At 41.9% G+C, this 21488-nt stretch carries 18 protein-coding genes; 6 read left to right on the top strand and 12 right to left on the bottom strand.

Annotated elements, in window-relative coordinates; genetic code table 11:
• Positions 1–60: 60 nt before the first annotated feature.
• From pcnB to MTN96_RS01775, 5 genes are read left to right on the top strand one after another with little or no spacing between them, the layout of a single operon-like run.
• Complete coding sequence (gene pcnB, locus MTN96_RS01795; RefSeq protein ID WP_004586090.1) at positions 61–1392, top strand: polynucleotide adenylyltransferase PcnB; 1332 nt, start codon at positions 61–63, stop codon at positions 1390–1392.
• Positions 1393–1396: 4 nt separating this feature from the next.
• The gene (gene folK, locus MTN96_RS01790) at positions 1397–1882 is read left to right on the top strand and encodes a 2-amino-4-hydroxy-6-hydroxymethyldihydropteridine diphosphokinase (protein ID WP_029773910.1); all 486 of its coding nucleotides are present in this window, start codon (positions 1397–1399) and stop codon (positions 1880–1882) included.
• Between the two features lie 30 nt (positions 1883–1912).
• On the top strand, positions 1913–2707 hold the full coding sequence (gene panB, locus MTN96_RS01785) for a 3-methyl-2-oxobutanoate hydroxymethyltransferase (RefSeq protein ID WP_248530590.1): 795 nt from the start codon (positions 1913–1915) through the stop codon (positions 2705–2707).
• Positions 2707–3555: a pantoate--beta-alanine ligase gene (gene panC, locus MTN96_RS01780; RefSeq protein WP_004586087.1), complete on the top strand. Its 849-nt coding sequence runs from the start codon at positions 2707–2709 to the stop codon at positions 3553–3555. The genes panB and panC overlap by 1 nt, the downstream gene beginning before the upstream one ends.
• A gap of 30 nt (positions 3556–3585) precedes the next feature.
• Complete coding sequence (locus MTN96_RS01775; RefSeq protein ID WP_024033192.1) at positions 3586–3822, top strand: hypothetical protein; 237 nt, start codon at positions 3586–3588, stop codon at positions 3820–3822.
• A 93-nt stretch (positions 3823–3915) separates the two neighbouring features.
• Here MTN96_RS01775 and MTN96_RS01770 read toward each other — a convergent pair whose 3' ends face one another.
• The 12 genes from MTN96_RS01770 to MTN96_RS01715 form a co-directional block, all read right to left on the bottom strand.
• Positions 3916–4881 (bottom strand): PstS family phosphate ABC transporter substrate-binding protein, encoded by a 966-nt coding sequence (locus tag MTN96_RS01770; RefSeq protein ID WP_004586085.1) that lies wholly within the window; start codon positions 4879–4881, stop codon positions 3916–3918.
• 115 nt (positions 4882–4996) lie between these two features.
• Positions 4997–6304, bottom strand: a complete 1308-nt coding sequence (gene phoR / locus MTN96_RS01765; RefSeq protein WP_004586084.1) for a phosphate regulon sensor histidine kinase PhoR — start codon at positions 6302–6304, stop codon at positions 4997–4999.
• A 58-nt stretch (positions 6305–6362) separates the two neighbouring features.
• A complete protein-coding gene (gene phoB, locus MTN96_RS01760) occupies positions 6363–7052 on the bottom strand; it encodes a phosphate regulon transcriptional regulator PhoB (protein ID WP_004586083.1) in 690 nt (229 codons plus the stop codon).
• Positions 7053–7686: 634 nt separating this feature from the next.
• A complete protein-coding gene (gene fba / locus MTN96_RS01755) occupies positions 7687–8751 on the bottom strand; it encodes a class II fructose-bisphosphate aldolase (RefSeq protein ID WP_004586082.1) in 1065 nt (354 codons plus the stop codon).
• Positions 8752–8954: 203 nt separating this feature from the next.
• Positions 8955–10130, bottom strand: coding sequence for a phosphoglycerate kinase (locus MTN96_RS01750; RefSeq protein ID WP_004586081.1), 1176 nt, complete (start codon positions 10128–10130; stop codon positions 8955–8957).
• A gap of 63 nt (positions 10131–10193) precedes the next feature.
• Positions 10194–11204 carry an erythrose-4-phosphate dehydrogenase gene (gene epd, locus MTN96_RS01745; RefSeq protein WP_029773914.1) on the bottom strand — a complete coding sequence of 337 codons (1011 nt, stop codon included), beginning with the start codon at positions 11202–11204 and terminating at the stop codon, positions 10194–10196.
• 178 nt (positions 11205–11382) lie between these two features.
• Positions 11383–12045 carry a peroxiredoxin-like family protein gene (locus MTN96_RS01740; protein ID WP_248530589.1) on the bottom strand — a complete coding sequence of 221 codons (663 nt, stop codon included), beginning with the start codon at positions 12043–12045 and terminating at the stop codon, positions 11383–11385.
• 79 nt (positions 12046–12124) lie between these two features.
• Complete coding sequence (locus tag MTN96_RS01735) at positions 12125–12853, bottom strand: SIMPL domain-containing protein (RefSeq protein WP_248530588.1); 729 nt, start codon at positions 12851–12853, stop codon at positions 12125–12127.
• 137 nt (positions 12854–12990) lie between these two features.
• Positions 12991–13614: a 3'-5' exonuclease gene (locus MTN96_RS01730; protein WP_024033196.1), complete on the bottom strand. Its 624-nt coding sequence runs from the start codon at positions 13612–13614 to the stop codon at positions 12991–12993.
• A gap of 15 nt (positions 13615–13629) precedes the next feature.
• Complete coding sequence (locus MTN96_RS01725) at positions 13630–15468, bottom strand: DUF294 nucleotidyltransferase-like domain-containing protein (RefSeq protein WP_004586076.1); 1839 nt, start codon at positions 15466–15468, stop codon at positions 13630–13632.
• A gap of 113 nt (positions 15469–15581) precedes the next feature.
• Positions 15582–17306 (bottom strand): sodium:solute symporter family protein, encoded by a 1725-nt coding sequence (locus MTN96_RS01720; RefSeq protein ID WP_004586075.1) that lies wholly within the window; start codon positions 17304–17306, stop codon positions 15582–15584.
• A gap of 10 nt (positions 17307–17316) precedes the next feature.
• Positions 17317–17580, bottom strand: a complete 264-nt coding sequence (locus MTN96_RS01715) for a DUF4212 domain-containing protein (protein WP_004586074.1) — start codon at positions 17578–17580, stop codon at positions 17317–17319.
• Positions 17581–17972: 392 nt separating this feature from the next.
• Between MTN96_RS01715 and MTN96_RS01710 the strand changes: the two genes are divergently transcribed.
• Positions 17973–21413, top strand: a complete 3441-nt coding sequence (locus MTN96_RS01710; protein ID WP_248530587.1) for a PAS-domain containing protein — start codon at positions 17973–17975, stop codon at positions 21411–21413.
• Positions 21414–21488: the final 75 nt, after the last annotated feature.

Genomic DNA, 21488 nt, shown 5'->3' with positions numbered 1-21488 from the left:
CAGATTATTATTTCCAAGCTTTTTCAATTTTGCAGGCAAATAATCGGCCCGAATGCCGATGTGCAAAGCACTCAAACAAGTGATGAACCGGTTGTTGTAACACGCGGCGAACATGGTATTTCACGTAAACAATTTAGCCCAAATGCAATCAAAGTACTTTACCGTTTAAAAGACGGTGGTTACGACGCTTACCTTGTAGGTGGTTGTATTCGCGATATATTGTTAGGTCAACAACCAAAAGACTTTGACGTTGTTACCAATGCCACCCCAGAGCAAGTTAAAAAACTATTTAGAAATTGCCGCCTAATTGGTCGTCGTTTTCGCTTAGCACATATTGTTTTTGGTCGCGAAATTATAGAAGTAGCCACCATGCGCGGGCACCACGAAGCGCAAGAAGACAAAAACCAAATTAGCCAATCAAGCGAGCACGGGCAGTTACTGCGCGATAACGTGTTTGGTAGCATTGAAGAAGACGCCGAGCGCCGTGATTTTTCTATCAACGCGCTGTATTACTCTATTAACGATTTTTGTATATACGATTACGCCAATGGCTTAGCGGCTATACAAGCAAAACAAATTGAGTTAATTGGCGACCCAGAAACACGCTACCGCGAAGACCCTGTACGTATGCTACGTGCGGTACGCTTTGCAACCAAGCTTGATATGAGCATAGCGCCAAAAAGCGAAAAGCCAATTACTGCGCTTGCCAGCCTACTTGATAACATACCGCCAGCGCGTTTATTTGAAGAAGTTCTAAAGCTGTTTTTAAACGGTAAAGCCGAAGCTAACTATTTAATGCTACGCCAATACGGCTTGTTTAAGTCGTTATTTCCGGTGCTTGATAAAATTTTAGATAAAAACCCTGACGGCTTAGAAGCGGCGTTTATTCAGCAAATGTTTCAAAACACCGATAAACGCATTAATGCAGATAAAAAAGTAACGCCTGCGTTTATATTTGCTGCTTTAATGTGGTTTCCGCTGCTTGAGCGCACAACTAAAATTAAACAACAAGAACAGCTGTCTTACTTTGATGCCTTTGCTCAAGCCATGAATAAAGTTCTGAGCGAAAATGCCCAGCATATTGCAGTACCTAAACGCTTTACCTTAGGCGCGCGCGACATTTGGCATATACAGCAACGTTTAGATAAACGTGCCGGCCAACGCGCTTACAGACTTACCCAGCAGCCACGATTTAAAGCCGCTTATGACTTTTTATTATTACGAGTGGATGCCGGTGAGCACCAACATAGTGAGCTTGCCCAGTGGTGGACACAATACTTGAGCCTAGATATTAATGGCCAAAAAGAAATGGTGAAAAATCTAGGCCACCAAGGTGGGCCAAAACCACGTAAACGTCCGCGCCGCCGCACCACTAAAAAGCCAGCCGAGTAATTGCATGCAGTGTGTATATTTGGGTTTAGGTGCCAACCTAAACTCACCCAAAGAGCAGCTTGATAACGCCGTTTGTGCGCTTAAAAAGCTGCCTCATTGTGAATTTATAAGTGTATCGCATTACTATGCAAGCAAACCAATGGGCCCACAAGATCAACCCGACTATGTAAATGCCGTAGCGTGTATTAAAACCGCGCTTGAACCTGAGCAATTACTTGATTTAACTCAAGCCATAGAGCTTGAACATGGACGGGTAAGAAAAGCCGAACGTTGGGGGCCGCGTACGCTCGATATAGATACCTTACTGTTTGGTCAGCAAGTGATTAATACCCAGCGCTTAACTGTGCCACATTATGGCCTGTGCGAACGTGAGTTTGTAGTTTACCCTTTACTTGAGCTTGCCCCAGAACTGATTTTACCAAGCGGCATTGCATTAAAAACCATTGCGCAAGACTTACCGCTCAACGACTTACAACAATTACCTCTGTAATTAACCAAGGCTTATGCCTGCGAGGATATTATGTCTAAAATAACCGTTTCTACTTTAAATAAAATGAAAGCAGAAAATAACAAAATCACCGCATTAACCGCTTACGATGCCAGTTTTGCTAAGTTATTTCATGATAACGGTGTGGACGTTATTTTAGTTGGCGATTCTTTGGGCATGGTGCTGCAAGGTGGCGACGATACCCTAGGCGTAACCAATCAAGATATAGCCTATCATACCCGCTGTGTACGCGGTGGCAGCCGTGAGCTTTTTGTAATAGCCGATATGCCCTTTATGAGCTATTCAAACGTTAGCGACACCTGTAAAAATGCAGCAGAGTTAATGCGTGCAGGCGCTAATATGGTAAAACTTGAGGGCGGTGAATGGCTTTACGACAGCATTAAAAGTTTAACGCAGCAAGGGATTCCTGTTTGTGGCCATTTAGGATTAACGCCGCAATCAGTACACGTATTTGGAGGCTTTAAAATTCAAGGCCGCGAAGACGACAAAGCACAAAAAATGATTGATGATGCAAAAGCCCTAGAAGCCGCAGGTGCCCAATTATTAGTGCTTGAGTGTATCCCAAGTGCGCTCGCTAAACGCATTACCAATGCCGTCACCATTCCTACCATAGGTATTGGCGCAGGTAATGTAACGGATGGCCAAATACTGGTAATGCACGACTTAGTCGGTATTTCGGCAGGATACATTCCTAAATTTTCTAAAAACTTTTTACTGGAAACTGGCAACATGCCAGATGCAGTTAAAAAATATTGTTCAGACGTTAAAAGTGGCGCATTTCCAAGCGCCGAACATGAGTTTAAATAATGCAGTCAATTACTGAAATTAAATCATTACGTAGTCAAATTAAAGCTTGGCGCCAAGCAGGTTTAAGCGTGGCTTTAGTGCCAACCATGGGCAACTTACACCGCGGCCACTTTTCATTGGTTGAAAAGGCAAAAACAATGGCCGATAAAGTGGTTGTGAGTATTTTTGTCAACCCAATGCAATTTGGTGCCAACGAAGATTTAGATAGCTACCCGCGTACATTAAACGAAGACAAACAAGGCTTAGCCGACTTAAACACCGATATTGTGTTTACTCCAAGCGTAGACACCATTTACCCAAATGGACTTGGTGAGCAAAGCTTTGTAGATGTACCAGGCGTATCTATGGGGTATTGTGGCGGCACGCGCCCAGGACACTTTAGAGGCGTTGCCACAGTAGTGACTAAGTTATTTAATTTAGTACAACCAGATTATGCATGCTTTGGCGAAAAAGACTTTCAGCAGCTGCAAGTGATTAAAACCATGGTACGCGATTTATCAATTCCGGTTGAAATTGTTGGTGTACCGACCATGCGTGAAGTTTCAGGCCTAGCTATGAGCTCGCGAAATGGCTATTTATCTGCAGAGCAAAAAGCCACGGCTACCGCATTATTTAAAACACTAAACAGTTGCGCTGAGCAGCTCAAAGCAGGCAATACCGATTACAAAGCACTTGAGCAAAGCGCACAGCTTAGTTTAGAGCAAGCCGGCTTAAAGCCTGATTATTTTGAGATAGCTCAACGAGATACATTAAAAGCTGCTACACTTGATGATACACAACTTGTTATTTTAGCTGCCGCCTTTTTAGGCAATGTTAGATTAATCGACAACTTACAAGTTGAGATTTAACAAAAGCGCAGTTCAACGTTAAGGATAAGCATGCAAACATTTATTAAAACGAGTGCCCTCGCCCTTTCATTTTCATTGTTAGCAGCTTGCCAAAATCAAGTGAAAAACCCTGAGTTAAACCAATGCGCACAACAAAACTATCAGTGCGAAAATAGTTGCGATCAGCAATCGATTGACAAAGGGTTAAAACAGCAAGTGTGCTCTGCCAAATGTGTAGAGAGCTATAATCAGTGTAAAGCACAAGCGCAAAAGCTGACTGATCTGTAATCGCTTTTTAGTAAGTTAATCTGTTTTACGCTTTAAAATTTTACACACAAAAAAACCGCTCATTGAGCGGTTTTTTTATTGGTTGGGTTTAAATTATAAACCTAACTTTTTAAGCTCTGCTTCTACTAACTTAGCAGATAGTGGTACGTAACCATCTTTTTCAACGATTTTTTGACCGTCTTTAGAAAGTACCATTTTTAAGAACTCAGCTTCAATTGGTGAAAGCGGCTTATTAGGGTGCTTGTTCACGTAAACGTATAAGAAACGAGAAAGTGGGTATTTACCTTTAGCAACATTATCAAGCGTTGCATCTACGTAGTTAGTGCCTTTTTTAGATAAAGGAACCGTACGTACACCCGACGTTTTGTAACCAATGCCTGAGTAACCAATCGCGTTTAATGAAGATGAGATTGACTGTACAACAGAGGCTGAACCTGGTTGCTCATTTACGTTGTTACGGAAGTCACCTTTACACAGTGCTTTCTTTTTAAAGTAACCGTAAGTACCTGATACAGAGTTACGTCCGTATAATTGAATGTCTTTTGCAGCCCAGTCGCCCGTTAGGCCAACATCGCTCCAGCGGTTAACTTGCTCAGACGCACCACATTTACGAGTAGATGAAAAAATAGCATCTACTTGGTCAATACGTAAGCCTTCAATTGGGTTATCTTTGTGTACAAATACCGCTAATGCATCAATCGCTACACGCACTTCTGTAGGCTTGTAACCGTAGCGTTTTTCAAACGCTTCGATTTCTTTTGATTTCATTTTACGGCTCATAGGACCCATGTTAGAGGTGCCTTCAGTAAGCGCTGGTGGAGCAGTAGACGAACCTGCCGCTTGAATTTGAATATTTACATTTGGGTAAATACGTTTGTACTCTTCAGCCCAAAAAGTCATCATGTTAGCTAAAGTATCAGAGCCTACAGATGAAAAGTTACCTGAAACGCCGTTAATTTTTTGATATTCAGGAATTGCGTCGTCAAGAGCAACAGCCTGTGCAGATACTAATGTTGTAACAGCCACACCCATTGCGGCAACTAAGTTTTTAAATTTCATGCGGGGTTCTCCGATTTGTTCGTCCCATTTCCTAACTGTCGTCTACTGTAAAGTGAGTAGATGACAGTTACATTACTCTTAAATGACACTTTTATGACTTTGCCTTTTATTACCTTTAACTTGCTAAGTTAACAAGCTTATCCTTTGAAAAGTCGAAAGAAAAACACGAGCCTTTGCCAAGCTCACTGCTTATATTTAATTTACTATCGTGACGTGTAAGCACATGTTTAGTAATTGCTAAGCCTAAACCTGAGCCACCGGTTGTGCGACTCCTTGCTTTATCAACGCGGTAAAAGCGCTCAGTTAAACGATTTATATGCTCTGGTGCAATACCATCGCCATTATCATTTACACTAAAGTGCGCAAGCCCCTCTTTGCGCTGCCAAGTAACAACAATTTTCCCGCCCGCTTTAGTGTAATGTATAGCGTTAAACACTAAATTAGAAAACGCACTGCGTAGCTCATCTTCAGAGCCTTTAATATCAAGCTCATTATCTATATCAAAAATAAGCTCGTGGCCTTTATCTTGGTTTATAGACTGAGCTTCGGTTTTAATGTAGTTGAGCATTTGCGGCACATTAATGGCTTTGTCGTTGTCTTGCCTACGCGCCCCTTCAATACGCGAAAGAGATAAAAGCTGATTAACTAAGCTGTCCATACGCTTACATTGCTCAAGCATGGTATTTTGCGCTTTATTCCACATTGCAGGCGGTGGCATCATATCGCCATCCATCATTTCAAGGTAGCCAGTAACAACCGTAAGCGGCGTACGCAGCTCATGCGATACATTGGCAACAAAGTCTTTGCGCATTTGCTCTAGTTGCTTTAGGCGTGTTACATCACGTACTACCACCATAAGCTGCGTGTTGGCATACGGCATTACCCTAAATTCAAGCACTTGGTCAACAATATGCCCGTTATCAAGCTCTAATGGCTCTTCAAATTCACCGCGCAGCATGTACTTAGCAAACTTAGGTTCGCGTATTAGGTTATCTAGGCGCTGGCCATGATCGGTCGGCCATTGGAGCCCCAATACTTTAAGTGCAAGTTGGTTACACCAAACAATGCTTAAATCACTTTGCAACACCACTACGGCATCGGGTACGGCTTCAGCTCCATCGCGAAAGCGACGAATTAAATCGGCCAGTTCATTGCGTTTTTTACGATTACGATGCTGTAAATGATAAATGCCTTCAAATACTTGTTCCCACGCACCCTCGCCCTCTGGTGGGTTAAAGCTACGTTGATTTAAAAGCCAATCGCTTAAGCGATAAAGTTGATGATAATGCCAGACTAAAAGAGAAGAAGTGCCTAAAAATAAAAGCAAAAAAGGTGCACCAATAAGCACACCAACTAATAACAGGGGTAAAAAATAGATAAACAGACGTTTTACTAACGCCTGTTTATTAATAACTCGATACATACACTCACTTTACCTTTGAGTAGTAATTTATGCGTACTCACACCCTAGCTGCGGTACCTTATAATTTACTAGAAAAACGATAACCTGCACCACGTACTGTTTGTACTAAGCGATCATGCCCAAGCGGTGCAATCGCTTTGCGTAAACGACGTATGTGCACATCAACTGTACGGTCTTCTACGTACACATTAGTTCCCCAAACATGGTCAAGCAGTTGCTCACGGCTATAAACACGCTCTGGGTGAGTCATAAAAAAATGTAATAATCTAAATTCGGTTGGGCCCATATCAAGCTCGCTTCCCTCAGAGGTAACGCGGTGCGATATTGGGTCTAAACGCAAGCCATGTACTTCTATGGCTTCTTCTAATGAGGTAGGCGATACACGGCGAATAACCGCTTTAATGCGAGCCATTAACTCTTTAGGAGAAAAAGGTTTAGTGACGTAGTCATCTGCCCCTACTTCTAGGCCGCGTACTTTGTCTTCTTCTTCGCCGCGGGCTGTAAGCATAATGATTGGAATTTGGCGTGTGTATTCACTTTGCTTAAATTGCTTAGCAATTTGAATACCGCTACCGCCTGGTAACATCCAATCGAGTAAAACCATATCTGGGTATGGTTCAACCATAGCTGCAATTGCAGAATCGTAATCTTCTGCTTCAATTGCTTGAAATCCATTTTGCTCTAAAACAAAAACTAACATCTCTCTGATAGGAGCTTCATCATCTACGACTAGTACTTTACGTGACATTCCAAATTATCTCTTACGCTATCGAATTAGTTTTCATTATTATGACTAAGTATGACATTTTTATGAAAGTGTAACGTGTAAATTAAAATCCTGGTAAAAAAAACACAAAATAGTGACAAAAAACCTCATTAACGTCATATTTTTAAAACTATTTTGCAAATTACGGTTAATCAAAACATATTTACAAAAAGATGACAGTTTTATTTCTGAGTAGATATTCATGGCGGGATCATTACTTTACTAACACAGTAAAAAAACCAGATACGAAACTGAGTTTGCACTGGAAGATGTGATTACGTGGTTAAAAATAGATCTGTTTTTTACTAAGCAGCCTATAAAAAGATCAGATTTTTACTAAGCCGATCGGGTTTGGGATCACGGTTATACTTAGTCAAACAACTAAGCATCTGATCTATTGTACAAATAAAAAACGATCTGATTGATTGAGCGCCTAACGTGGCGTAAATTTATGCGCTAGTTGGTAAATAAATGATCCGAATGCGGGGCGGTTAGTAAATCAGTGATCCCATTTTATTAAGTTGGTACAACAGTGATCCCAGTGCTTTGCGGTATAAAAAAACCAGCTGGATTACGCCAGCTGGTTTTTATAACGCTATTTATTAATCAAAGATCATTATTTAATTTGTGGGTCTAACTCACCACTTAAATATTTAAGGTGCATGTCATCAAGTGAAATTGGCTTAATTTTACCTGCTTGACCAGCCGTACCAAACGCGTTGTAACGCGCAACACAAATCTCTGTCATTGCTTTAGTTGCTTCTGCTAGGTATTTACGCGGATCGAAGTTAGATGGGTTAAGCGCCATATGACGGCGAATAGCACCGGTAGAGGCCAGGCGTAAATCGGTATCAATATTTACTTTACGTACACCGTATTTGATCCCTTCTACAATTTGCTCAACAGGTACGCCATACGTTTCAGGAATTTCGCCACCGTATTGATTTATGATCTCTAACCACTCTTGTGGTACAGACGACGATCCGTGCATTACTAAGTGCGTGTTCGGGATACGTGCGTGAATTTCTTTAATACGATCAATCGCTAAAATGTCATCTGTGGGTGGGCGCGTAAATTTGTACGCACCGTGCGATGTTCCACAAGCAATTGCCAAGGCATCAACATGGGTTTTATTTACAAAATCAGCGGCTTCTTCTGGGTCGGTAAGCATTTGATCAGTAGTTAGTTTACCTTCTGCGCCTACACCATCTTCTTCGCCCGCTTCACCGGTTTCAAGTGAGCCAAGTACACCTAGCTCGCCCTCTACCGATACGCCACAAGCATGTGCCATAGCCACGGTTTCGCGTGTTACTTCTACATTATATTCGTAGCTTGATGGGGTTTTTCCGTCAGTCATTAATGAGCCATCCATCATAACTGATGAAAAGCCAAGTTGAATTGAGCGTTGGCAAACACCGGGTGAGGTACCGTGATCTTGGTGCATTACTACTGGAATGTGCGGCCATTCTTCAACGGCTGCTAAAATCATGTGGCGGATAAATGGAGCACCAGCATAAGCACGTGCGCCTGCTGATCCTTGAACAATTACTGGGCTGTTTGTTTTATCAGCCGCTTCCATTATTGCGCGCATTTGCTCTTGGTTATTCACGTTAAAGGCTGGAACGCCGTAACCGTGTTCAGCTGCATGATCTAAAAGTTGTCGCATACTGATTAAAGCCATTGGGTATTCTCCAATTTATCGACAGCAGTCTCCTGCCATCTAGTTTGAACGGATATGTTAGTTTGACGCAATCACTGCGCCACAAAATAAAGCAATTTACACTGCTTAGTTTTGTCTTAATTAACTATTAAATAAGGGTGAGAGGTATTTAATAATTAATCGTTGGTGAGGGTTTCCCCTCACCTAATGCGGCTAAAAATTTATTATTTAGCGCGCGACTCTAGCATTTCTACTGCTGGAAGTTTTTTGCCTTCTAAAAACTCTAAGAACGCACCACCACCGGTAGAAATGTAAGATACTTTATCGGCAATGCCGTATTTATCAATTGCCGCTAAAGTGTCACCACCGCCTGCAATCGAAAACGCATTAGAGTTAGCAATTGCCTGGGCAATAGCACGTGTACCATTACCAAACTGATCAAACTCAAATACGCCAACTGGGCCATTCCATACAACAGTACCGGCGTTTGCAATAATTTTTGCAAGCTGGCTGGCTGTATCAGGGCCAATATCAAAAATCATGTCATCGCTTGTTACTTCGCTTACATCTTTAAGCGTAGCGACTGCAGAGTCTGAAAATTCATTACCTACCACAACATCAGTCGGTACCGGAATTTCACCATCGTTTGCTTTAGCTGCTGCACATAAACGATTTGCTTCATCCATTAAATCAGCTTCATAAAGTGATTTACCAACCGGATGACCCGCAGCTGCAATAAAGGTATTAGCAATACCGCCACCTGTTACAAGCTGATCTACAATCGTTGAAAGCGAGTCTAAAACGGTTAATTTAGTTGATACTTTAGAACCACCTACAATGGCCACCAATGGGCGTGCTGGGTTATCTAGTGCTTTACCTAGTGCTTCAAGTTCTGCTGATAATAACGGGCCAGCACAGGCAACATCTGCAAATAAGCCAACGCCATGAGTAGACGCTTGTGCGCGGTGAGCGGTGCCAAATGCATCCATTACATACACATCACACAGTGCAGCAAGTTGTTTTGATAAGGCTTCGTCGTTTTTCTTCTCGCCTTTATTAAATCGTACGTTTTCAAATACAACCACTTCGTTATCGGCAACTTCAACGCCGTTTAAGTAGTCTTTTTCAAGGCGTACATTTTGCTCAAGTGCATCGTTTAGGTAATCGGCTACAGGGGCAAGTGAAAATTCGTCATCGTACTCGCCTTCCGTAGGGCGGCCAAGGTGCGACATAACCATTACTTTAGCGCCTTTTTCAAGAGCTAGCTTAATAGTAGGCAGTGCAGCACGAATACGTGCATCTGAGGTCACTTTACCTGCTTTAACTGGTACATTTAAATCTTCACGAATTAATACGCGCTTGCCGTTTAAATCTAAATCTGCCATTTTTATGACCGACATAACATCTCCTTAGTTAACGATACTTGAACCTGAAAAATAAATTTTAAAATTATTATAAAATGCTTACTTAGCCATCATCGCACGTGCTGTATCTAGCATGCGATTGGCAAAACCCCATTCGTTATCACACCAAACAAGTAACTTTATCAGGCGTTTGTGACTAACACGTGTCTGCGTGCCATCAATAATACAAGAATGTGGGTCGTGATTAAAATCAACCGATACCAATGGCTCTTCGGTGTAACTTAAAATACCTTCTAAGCGGTCTTTTGCTTGGGCTTTAAGTGCCGTATTTACCGCCTTTAAATCTACATCGGCATTTACTGTAACACTTAAATCCATTGCCGTTACGTTAATTGTCGGCACGCGAACCGCAATGGCTTCAAAGCGCCCTTCAAATTTGGGTAAAATGCGGTCTATTCCTCGTGCTAATTTTGTATCAACCGGAATAATAGATTGACTCGCAGCGCGGGTACGACGTAAATCATGATGGTACGCATCAATCACTTGTTGATCGTTCATCGACGCGTGAATGGTGGTAATAGCACCCGATTCAATGCCAAACGCATCATCTAGCACTTTAATAACAGGCACCACACAGTTTGTAGTACACGAGCCGTTAGATACAATAGTGTGCTCGTGTTTGAGCTCATCATCGTTAATGCCATACACAATGGTGGCATCTACATCGTTATCAGCTGGGTGCGAAAACAACACCTTTTTAGCACCCGCGGTAATGTGTAATTGTGCATGCTCGCGCGAGTGATAAACACCGGTACATTCAAGTACTACATCTACATCAAGGGTTTGCCAAGGCAATTCTACTGGGTTTTCTTCACAAAATAGTGCAATGGTATCGCCTGCAACGCTAATGGTGTCTTCACCAAGTTTTACAGGAAAAGAAAAACGACCGTGGGACGTGTCGTATTTTAATAAATGAGCAATAGCTTCAGGGTCAGCAAGTTCGTTAATCGCAACAATTTTTATCTCGTCGCTCAAACCTGACTCGTACAACGCGCGGACAATATTTCGACCAATACGACCAAAACCATTAATTGCAAGTTTGATTGCCATGAAATATAAAATCCACTCTCTTTACGTGCAGACAAAGGCATCGATGCCTTTTAGATGGCTGTATTGTAATCGACCTTGAACATTATTATAAGAGGGAGCGATTAGAAACTTTAAATTAACCCAAAAGTAGCTAATTTACTTGGCTAATTTTGGGCATAAAGCGAGCTTGCGTTATTGCTTACTGTAGTGCTTTTAAAGCATTAATTATATCTTGCGGCTCTGAGCGGGTGCGGTAATCAACATCAACATAGCGCCACATCACTTTACCTTCGCTATCTAAAACAAACGTGGCAGGGATAGGTAAAATACTGCCATTGCCGTTATTAAGCGACTCTAAATCAAGGCCGCGGTCTTCACGCATATGCTCTAATAAAAATGCAGGTACTTGCCACGCTACGCCATAGCTTGCTGCTACATCTGCATTTTGGTCACTCAGCACAACAAAATCCATATTACGTATGTCGTTTTCGCTCATTGAGCCATCGGGCGCTTGCGGGCTAATAGCCACCAGCTGTGCGCCTAATGCGTGAATTTCAGGTAGGCGTGACTGCAATGCTTTTAGCTGTAAATTACAATAAGGGCACCAACTACCACGATAAAAAGTTATAACCACAGGCCCTTTTGCAAGTAGCTCATCTAATAAAACTTGCTCACCGTGCTGATTCGGCAGTTCAAAGCGTGGGGCTTTTTGATCTAAATTAAGTGCATTTGCCCCTTCTTGAAACGCTTTTGCCTGAGCAATGGTTTCATCAACGCCTTTCATAAAACCAGGGTTACCTTTTCGCCCTGCAGCTACTTTTGCCTCGGTTTGTGCTTTTAATGTGTTGCTTTCATCGCTCATAGTATTGCTACCTTCAAATTAATCAAAAACATAAAGCTAGCTTACAGTACGAACATGTATTTGAAATGAAATTATTAATTTAATCAGTTATCTCTAAATCAAACACCACGTTTATGGATGATTTAAAGCTTATTGTTGCCTGTAAATCGTTACTAAGTATTTGAGGAAAAGAGTTATTATCATACTGCGCCCTGTGCATCTTGGTTATAGCTGTACTAAAACCACTGTCATAGTTGTTTTTAGTTGAGCGAATAGTGCGTACTTCACCTACTTTTGCATTGAATGAATCAGCAAGTAAATCCGCTTTTATTTTTGCATCTTCAATTGCTAACTGTGTGGCTTGCGCTTGTAATTGCTCAAATTTTGAAGATAAAAACGCAATATTTTGAATCGCATTTACTTCTTGGTTCAATAAAAAATCGGTTAAATCGCTCACACGCTCAATACTGTTTAGCGTTACTTCAAACGTTCTTATCGCTGCGTATTCGCTAAGGGCCTGATGCCCTGTTTCAATATAATCCATTCCTGTTTTTTCAATTTTAACGTTTGAGGCAACTACGTCATCGGCGCTTATTTCAAATTGATTGAGCCCATCGATTAATAACTTCACTTTATTCTCAAGCGCGTTATTGGCGGCTTTCGCCTCATTTTTAACACTATTCACCTTAAATAGTATTTTAGCCATGTCAGGCTCAACTAATACCTCAGCAGTGCCTTGCACTGAGATATGACGATTGGCAGGTAAGCTCGAATTAGCACAAGCGATGAGTGGCAAAAAGAGTAGAGCAATAGCGGTAATGAGTTTCACGTCGTTCCTTAAAGTAGTTAGTTAAATAATGATTACGTAACCGTACCTATAATCATACATTTAAAAATAAAAGAAAACTGCCCTTTATTGTAAGCAGAGTTTACCTCGCGCGGCATAAAGCCGCGTCTACAGCCAACCTAGGTTAACTCACCCACTTTTAGCTCTTTACCACGGTTTATTTGGTAGCACTGGGCTAATAATAATTCGGCGGTGGCCTGTGCGTCTGTAAGTGCGTTATGGCAATGATAGCTTGGTAACTCATAACGTTTGCGACACGCACTTAGGGTTAAATCATCTTGTTTTATTTCTGCACCTTGGCAAATAAGGCGCTTTTTTTCTATGTGGAGGGTGTCGAGTATTAACTTAGGTTGCGCACTTATATTAGCGTTTTTAAGGGCTGCTTTTAAAAACCCCCAATCCAGTATGGCGTTATGAAAAACCAAAATATGGTCACTAAAATCACGGCTTAGCTGCGTTAATATAGTGTGCAGGCTTTGTCCTTTAGCCACTGTGTCGTCAATAATGCCGTGAAAAACAGGGCTTTGGTCTAAGCGTTTAACGTTTTTATTAATTAAATGCTGAGACTCACTCATTTTTATACATTGGTTATCTATTTTTACCCAGGCTACTGAGACAATTTCATGCTGGTTTACATCAAGCCCAGTAAGCTCTAAATCAATCACTAAATAGCGTTGCGTTAACGCATTTTGACTTAATAAATTACGCCTTTTTATATACTTACTGAGCCATTTTTTTACCACAGCGCTTACCTCTTATTACAAACTGCCACGGGCAAATTTAAACGCCGCGGCTTGCTGCGCTTGTTTTACTAAATAAAAAGCCTCTTTAAGCTGATGACGCTCTAATGAACTTAATTTATCGGGGTTTATGCAGTTACTTGGCAAACCTTCTTCGTTTATTTGCGTACTAAAACGCAACTGAGTTAAAAATCGCCAGCAATCTTTTAAATTATAAATATCGTCTTTATTTAGCAGTGAATGCTTAAGTAAAGCATCTAAGCGCTCTTGGGTATTGGCGCGTTTTATGCCTGCTTTTAACGCATATAAACGCACTATGTCGTTAATGATCACCACACCACGTTTTTTTAAATCAATGTATTTATGATTATTATCATTTTTTTGCGTTTTAAGTTTATTAAACAAGCCAATAGGCACTGAGCTGGCTCTTATATCGGTTGCCATAGCAGCATAAAATAACTCATCGCGCGATATTCTGTTTAACTGCTCACAAAAGCCGCTGTATAGGGCATTGGAGCCTTCTATAAAGCGCAAATCAAAAAATATTTTGCAGTTAAGCATGGCGCTAGGCGTTGGGCTTTTTATCCATTTAAAAAAGCGCTCGCACCACTGGCTTACACTCATTCTGCACTCATCGCTGCTGGCCATAATATTCCCTGGGCAACGCCTAATGCCACATTCTACTAACTGCTCACATACAAACTCCCCCATGTGTTTAAAGTAAGCTTGGTGTTGCTCGCTTAAATCATCTGGGAGTAATAAGCCGTTGTCTTGGTCTGAATGTAGGGTTTGCTCTTCGCGTGCTTGCGAGCCAAAACATATAAAGCAAAAACTGGTGGGGGCTGCGCCATTTTCTTCTTGAAATAAATGAATAAGACGCGAAGTAAGTGCATCGGTTAAGCCGCTGAGCAATTTACCAATTAGCGATATGTCTTCTATGTTGTACGAAAAACTACGCAGTAACTCAGGGATTTCGCCCGCATAACGTTTTAAATCGGCAATGCTGTGAGCTTTATAAATACGGCCAATAAGCTGCACAGGGTCACTTTTTTGCTGGCGCAGTAAATCGGTACTGGTAAGCATACCCAAAGGCTTATGGTTTTCATCAAGTACAGGTAAATGATGAATATTGTATTTAAGCATTAAATGCAAAGCAGAAAACACCCGATTGTTTTCAAATATAAATTTAGGCTTTGCACTCATTATGCTGCTAACCGCATCTTGCGGGTCTACCTCGTCGGCCAGTACACGGTTACGTAAGTCGCGGTCGGTCACTACGCCAACTAAAATGGCGTGTTCGGTGATCATAATTGACGATACGCCGTGTTTTTTCATTTTTTTAGCGGTTTGCCTAATACTGGCATCGGGGGCTAAGGTTATGGCGGTGCGGGTCATCAGCTCAGATATTCTGCGCTCAGACCAGCTATCGTTTTTACTTTTATAATGAGATGAAAGTAAACGATTGGCGTGCGCGCGTACAAAATATTGCTCAAACGGTTTGTATTGATGACGTAAAAAGTCAAAATGCGTTTGCGCAAGCATATACACTATGCCCTCTTTTTGTACCTGTAACCTATTTTGAATCGCTTCCCCTGTTAACAAAGAAGGATAGCCAAAGTAATCTCCCTGCGCTAAGCGCTTCACTACATCGCCTTTTGCATCCACTAGGTCGTATAAACCAGAGCGAATTAAAAAAAGCTTTGGGGTTTGCGTTTGCAGCCACTGCGCTTGGTTTTCTCGGGTTAAATAAACACTATCAATATGGCTTACAAAATACTCACACGCACTGTCGTGTAGCATGCTAAATGGCGCCTGCATACACACAAACTGGGCAACTTCTTGCTGCTCTACACTCATTGCTGTACTCTTAAAAAGTATACACAAAACCTAATGTACTCATTATTTGAACAAATAAAAAGCCCGACTAAAGTCGGGCTTTTGGTGCTTTATTTTTAAGTAGGCTTAGCGCATTAATGTGCGTGTGCTTCACCTGACCCTTTAGGATTACGAATACCTTCCACCATTTGTTGTATTTCAAGCGGTGTCGATTTTGTTAATTTAAGTACAGTTGCAGCTACCACAAAGTTAATTATCATCCCCACTAAGCCAATTCCTTCGGGTGAAATACCTAAGAACCAATTTTCTGGGCTATTAAGCTCAGGGCTTACAAATTTAAAGAAGATAATATACGCAGCGGTAAAGCCTATACCGGTCACCATGCCAGCAATTGCACCTTCTTTATTCATTGTTTTAGAGAATATCCCCATAATAATTGCCGGGAAGAAACTCGCCGCCGCTAAACCAAAGGCAAAGGCGACCACCGATGCAACAAACCCAGGCGGGTTAATCCCAAAGTAAGCCGATATAACAATGGCAATCATCGCAGCTAAACGAGCAGCTAGTAGCTCTTGTTTATCGCTTATGTCGGGTTTAAGGGTGCGTTTAAGTAAATCGTGCGACACTGATGTTGAAATAACCAGCAATAACCCTGCTGTGGTTGAAAGCGCAGCAGCAATACCACCGGCCGCAACTAATGCGATTACCCATGCTGGTAAATCAGCAATTTCAGGGTTAGCCAGTACCATAATATCGCGGTCTACTTTTACTTCGTTTGCGCTTGTTGGGTCTTCTACCTTGCCGGCGGTGTAAAACATTTTGCCGTCGCCGTTTTTATCATTAAAGGTAATTAAACCCGTGCGTTCCCAGTTTTTGATCCACGCAGGTGCTTGAGCGTACTCTGTACCGCTACCATCTTTACCGTTAATGGTGTCAATCATGTTTACACGTGCAAACGAGGCAACCGCCGGTGCAGTAGTGTAAACAATAGCAATAAATACCAGTGTCCACGCTGCTGAAATACGGGTATCTTTAACGCGAGGTACAGTGAAAAAGCGAACAATTACATGCGGTAAACCAGCAGTACCCACCATTAAAGCGCCGGTAATAGCAAATACGTCAATCATGCTTTTAGAGCCTTCGGTGTATTGTGCAAAGCCCAGCTCTGCGCTTAACCCGTCTAGCTTATCAAGTACATACATGCCTGAGCCATCACTCAATGTGGCACCAAAGCCGGTTTGCGGGAAGAAGTGGCCTGTCATCATCATTGAAATAAAGATAGCGGGCACAAGATAGGCAAACACAAGCACACAGTACTGCGCTACTTGCGTGTAGGTAATGCCTTTCATGCCGCCAAGTACCGCATAGAAGAATACAATCACCATTCCAATGTAAACACCGGTTTCAATTTCTACTTCTAAAAAGCGCGAAAATACCACGCCTACGCCACGCATTTGTCCAGCAATATAAGTAAAACAAATAAAGATGGCACACAAAATAGCAACAACACGTGCTGTTTGTGAGTAGTAACGGTCTCCTATAAAGTCAGGTACAGTGAATTTGCCAAATTTACGTAAGTAAGGCGCTAAACACATAGCGAGTAATACATAGCCGCCAGTCCACCCCATTAAGTAAACACCGCCATCGTAACCTGCAAACGAAATAATACCCGCCATTGAAATAAACGACGCTGCGCTCATCCAATCGGCTGCGGTTGCCATACCATTGGCAAGCGGAGGTACGCCGCCCCCTGCCACATAAAACTCATTTGTAGAGCCTGCACGCGCCCAAATTGCAATGCCGATATAAAGCGCAAAACTTAAACCAACAATTATAAATGTGAGTGTTTGAACATCCATTACCTAGCTCCTATTCGTCTACGCCGTATTTTTTATCTAACGTGTTCATTTTGAAAACGTAAACAAAAATCAAAGCTACAAAGGTGTAAATAGCGCCCTGTTGTGAAAACCAGAAGCCAAGTTTAAACCCAAAAAAACGTACTTCATTCAGTACATCTACCAGTAATATGCCAAAGCCAAATGAGACCACAAACCACACTGCTAGTAACTTAAACAGTAGTGAAATGTTTTCTGCCCAATAAGCTTTTGCTTGTTCTTCATCTTTAAAAGCCATTTTTATTTTCCCCTTTAAGCATTGCATAATTGCAATGAGTGGTTTTTTTATAGTCGGTTATTAATTTAGCAACGCGGCGTGAAGAGTGAAGTGAGACCATAGTCGTAACAGCCTGTTAACGTTTACGTAAACTGCAAATGCAATTGTATTTAAAAATACAATTACACATAATTTTCAGTAGGTTAGCTTTTACCAAAGGGCGTTAACGGCAAAATTTAAGTGGCTTTGTGTAAAAATGCGACATTAGTCTAATAAATCATCAACAATATAAATAATCATTTAAAATCAACATAATAAAAACAACGTTAATATTTTGCATAAAATTGTGCACGCACACTTAAAGTTATCTCTGTTATTGTGTGTGGGTATAAATAATAAGGTTTAATAACAACATGACTGCTGTACTGATTTTTGTAGCATTAGGCTATATTGGGGTGCTTTTTTGGCTTGCTAATTGGGGCGATAAAACAACACCACTTGCTAAACGGATTAGCCATCATCCTTTTGTGTATTCGTTATCGTTAGGGATTTATTGTACCTCGTGGACGTACTATGGTTCGGTTGGTACCGCCGCCACCAGTAGTTGGAGCTATTTACCTATTTTATTAGGGCCTTCATTGTTGTTCTTTTTTGGCCAAGGCTTTTTACGCAAACTGGTATTAGTAAGTAAAAAACAAAACATTACCACCATTGCCGATTTTATTTCTGCCCGCTATGGTAAACGTCAAACCAGTGCAATACTGGTCACTGTTATTGCCCTACTTGCTACCATTCCCTATATTGCGCTGCAGTTAAAAGCACTCAGTACCAGCTTTTTGCTTTTGCAAAACAGCAATCAAATATCTGGCGAAATGCTTACCCTCACCGCCACGTTAATTATGGCGCTGTTTGCAATATTTTTTGGTACCCGTAAGGTAGATGTTACCGAGTACCGCTCTGGGCTTATGCTAGCAGTCGCCTTTGAGTCAATGATAAAGCTCATTGCGCTTATTGCCGTCGCTGGCTTAGCCTTGTACACCTTATTTAATTTACCCACCCTTAGCGGCGACAAAGTCACAGAGTCGATTTGGCAACACTGGGGCAACTTTAACTTTTTTAGTTTTAACTTTATTGGCCAGTCACTTATGGCTGCCGCGGCCATAATTTGTTTACCACGACAATTTCATGTCACCGTGGTAGATAACCAAGACAAACGCCATTTATTTACTGCTCGCTGGGCTTTTCCGCTGTATTTATTACTCACCGCCGCGATGATAATTCCTATTGCTACTGCCGCAATTCACCCAAGTATTGGTAGCAGTTTTTCACCCGACAGCTTTGTATTAGCGCTACCGCTTATTCACGACCAAGCTTTTTTAAGTACCTTTGTATTTATTGGCGGGCTTTCTGCAGCCACCGCCATGATAGTGGTGGCCACACTTACGCTTAGCACCATGATCTCTAACGATGTAGTGCTGCCGCTTCTGCTACGCCGTAAATTTAAGCGCAACTTAATTACCAGCAGTTATAAATCGCAAATTTTATTAGTCAGGCGTTTTACCATAGCCGGCATACTTATATTGGCTTATTTTTATCAGCAATGGTTTGGCCATGGTAGTGCGCTGGCTAGTATGGGGCTGGTGGCATTTTCGTTAGTAACGCAGCTGCTCCCGGCTATTGTGGGCGGGCTTTACTGGCGAAAAGGCCATGCTTATGGTGTATATGCGGGGCTATTAGCGGGTTTTATTTGTTGGGTATTATTTTTAATGATGCCAATTTTAGATGCCGGCAGCGCTCTTGATAGCGAGCTTCAGCAAACCCTTATTACACGCGGCACTCTGATTGCCTTATTTGCTAACATTGGTTGTTATATTAGCTTTTCGTTAGGGGCAGAAGAGCGCTTGATAGACAAAATTCAGGCGGCTGCATTTGTTAACCCTAAAGATCAGGCTATTTTATCGCGCCGCTTAAACAAAAATGTTAAAGCCACGGTTTACGACTTTAAAATACTACTGCAAACCTTTTTAGGTATTCAGCGTAGCCAACAAGTACTGGCGCACTTTTCACTTTCGCACCAGCTAAGTGACAATAATGCCCACCCCGAGCCCGAATTTATAGCCTACTGCGAGCGTGCGTTAACTGGGGTGTTAGGGGCGTCTTCGGCGCAGGCGCTAATCCGTACGGTTTCATCGGGTAAACGAATGGCCTTTGAAGAGGTGGTTAACTTTTTTGACGAAACCACACAAGCACTGCAGTTTAACCAAAACCTTTTGTATACCTCGCTCGAAAATTTAAGCCATGGTATTTCGGTGGTCGATAAAGATTTAAAACTAGTGGCATGGAATAAGCGCTACAGCCAAATGTTTGGCTACCCCGACGGCTTTTTAGAAGTGGGGCAACCCATTGAAGATATAATAAGGTACAACGCAGTACGCGGTGAATGTGGCCCTGGCGAAATAGAGCGCCAAGTAGAAAAACGCGTTCAGCATTTAAAAAATGGTAGCTCGCATCACTTTATTCGCCACCGCCGTAATGGCCAAGTGTACGAAATGATAGGTAACCCCCTGCCCGATGGCGGCTTTGTAACGAGTTTTTCAGACATTACAAACCATATAAGTACGCAAAATGCGCTTGAAGAAATTAACATGGATCTTGAAAACCGCATTGAAGCGCGAACCCAAGAAGTGCAAACCATTAATAAAGATTTACAAGCACAAATAGATAGCCGAGTAAAAACAGAGCAAGCACTTACTTTAGCCAAGCGCGAAGCAGAGCAAGCCAACGACAGTAAAACGCGATTTTTAGCACTGGCTAGCCACGATATTTTACAGCCTCTTAACGCGGCGCGTTTATACCTTGCAGCCATTGATGAAAAGCAGCTTGATACAACTAACCAAAATAGCTTTAATAAGCTTGGCCACAGTTTAGACTCAACCGTGCATTTAATGTCGGCCTTACTAGAAATTGCCAAGTTAGAGCAAGGCGCAATGACCCCAACCCCTCGGCACTTTTGTATAAACGATATACTTATGCCACTGCAAAGTGAGTACGCTATTTTATCAAGCGATAAAGGCTTAAAACTAACCGTGCGTTCAAACGCACAAATTGTGCATAGCGACATTACCTACTTGCGCCGAATTATACAAAACTTGGTGTCTAATGCGGTTAAATACACCGAAACAGGGCGAGTATTAATAGCGTGCAGAAACCGTAAACACAATTTACGTATAGAAGTATGGGACACCGGCCCAGGTATTAGCCAAATAGAACAAGCTAAAATATTTAACGACTTTTACCGTATAGAAGCCGGTGATAACAAAGGCGTTGGTTTAGGGCTTGGCGTTGTAAAACGTATGGCCGATTTACTTAGCTTAGAGCTTGATGTGCACTCAGAGCCCGGTAAAGGGAGCCGCTTTAGTATTGAGGTACCCTATGGCGATGCGCAGTTTGTACAGCAAAAAGCAACGGCCAGCAGCTTAGTAGAAAACCGCGCCGCGATTAACATAGTCGCGGTAGACGATGACCCCGAAAACCTAGCAGCAATGGCCAGTTTACTTAAAAAGTGGCAAGCCAATTACACCTTGTTTGACGATGTAAATAAAGTACTCGCGCACGCTAAACAGCACGCAGCGCCCGATGTAATTTTAATGGATTACCAATTAGGTAATGATTGCGATGGTATTTCGCTTATAAAAACACTGCGTGATACATGGCAAAGCGAAGTGCCCGCCATACTTATAACCGCCGTACGCGACACCGAGCTTAAACAAGAAACCAAAGCGGCTAATATTCATTATTTAAGTAAGCCGATTAAGCCTGGTAAGCTTAAAGCCTTACTTAATCACAGTACGTAATAGCCAATTGGCAGCGAAAAATAAGCCCAGCATTAGCTGGGCTTATTTATGTGCTTAACAAAGCGTTGGAACCCT

Source organism: Pseudoalteromonas sp. 2CM28B (genome assembly GCF_023161935.1).
Note: the sequence above shows the minus strand (reverse complement) of the source record. Positions and strands in the feature narration are given on the sequence as shown.

Bases quoted from the DNA above. Each gene is read 5' to 3' on its own strand.
- folK (WP_029773910.1), top strand. From the start codon at position 1,397: ATGCAGTGTGTATATTTGGGTTTAGGTGCCAACCTAAACTCACCCAAA.
- panB (WP_248530590.1), top strand. From the start codon at position 1,913: ATGTCTAAAATAACCGTTTCTACTTTAAATAAAATGAAAGCAGAAAAT.
- panC (WP_004586087.1), top strand. From the start codon at position 2,707: ATGCAGTCAATTACTGAAATTAAATCATTACGTAGTCAAATTAAAGCT.
- MTN96_RS01775 (WP_024033192.1), top strand. From the start codon at position 3,586: ATGCAAACATTTATTAAAACGAGTGCCCTCGCCCTTTCATTTTCATTG.
- MTN96_RS01770 (WP_004586085.1), bottom strand. From the start codon at position 4,881: ATGAAATTTAAAAACTTAGTTGCCGCAATGGGTGTGGCTGTTACAACA.
- phoR (WP_004586084.1), bottom strand. From the start codon at position 6,304: ATGTATCGAGTTATTAATAAACAGGCGTTAGTAAAACGTCTGTTTATC.
- phoB (WP_004586083.1), bottom strand. From the start codon at position 7,052: ATGTCACGTAAAGTACTAGTCGTAGATGATGAAGCTCCTATCAGAGAG.
- fba (WP_004586082.1), bottom strand. From the start codon at position 8,751: ATGGCTTTAATCAGTATGCGACAACTTTTAGATCATGCAGCTGAACAC.
- MTN96_RS01750 (WP_004586081.1), bottom strand. From the start codon at position 10,130: ATGTCGGTCATAAAAATGGCAGATTTAGATTTAAACGGCAAGCGCGTA.
- epd (WP_029773914.1), bottom strand. From the start codon at position 11,204: ATGGCAATCAAACTTGCAATTAATGGTTTTGGTCGTATTGGTCGAAAT.
- MTN96_RS01740 (WP_248530589.1), bottom strand. From the start codon at position 12,045: ATGAGCGATGAAAGCAACACATTAAAAGCACAAACCGAGGCAAAAGTA.
- MTN96_RS01725 (WP_004586076.1), bottom strand. From the start codon at position 15,468: ATGAGTGTAGAGCAGCAAGAAGTTGCCCAGTTTGTGTGTATGCAGGCG.
- MTN96_RS01720 (WP_004586075.1), bottom strand. From the start codon at position 17,306: ATGGATGTTCAAACACTCACATTTATAATTGTTGGTTTAAGTTTTGCG.
- MTN96_RS01715 (WP_004586074.1), bottom strand. From the start codon at position 17,580: ATGGCTTTTAAAGATGAAGAACAAGCAAAAGCTTATTGGGCAGAAAAC.
- MTN96_RS01710 (WP_248530587.1), top strand. From the start codon at position 17,973: ATGACTGCTGTACTGATTTTTGTAGCATTAGGCTATATTGGGGTGCTT.